General features: G+C 43.8%; 1 protein-coding gene. It reads right to left on the bottom strand.

Annotated features, from left to right (window positions below):
• On the bottom strand, nt 1–249 hold a 249-nt coding region (locus tag AAEY72_RS15825; RefSeq protein ID WP_352311598.1), incomplete at both ends, for a cytochrome ubiquinol oxidase subunit I.

Raw genomic sequence — 249 nt, 5'->3', positions numbered from 1 at the left:
AATTCGTACTTCGTGATCTTTAATAAGATCCTTAATACCGGTTACTTCTCCATCTAAAGAACGTGTCGCAATGATACCCATCGCATATGGGATCTTAACGGCGTAATCCGTGTGCATAGTTTCTTGGTTAGGGAAACCAAATGCCGTAAAGGCTGCTGGTGCAGGTTCAGTGTGCCATTCAGCTTCAATTGCCGCTAATTTAACACGTTGGACTTCACCGACTTCATAACCTGATTCATCGCCTAACAC

The organism is Psychrobacter sp. W2-37-MNA-CIBAN-0211, assembly GCF_040309405.1.
GTDB classification, from domain to species: domain Bacteria; phylum Pseudomonadota; class Gammaproteobacteria; order Pseudomonadales; family Moraxellaceae; genus Psychrobacter; species Psychrobacter glaciei.
The sequence above is the reverse complement of the archived record's forward strand: the minus strand, read 5'-3'. Positions and strand labels throughout refer to the sequence as shown.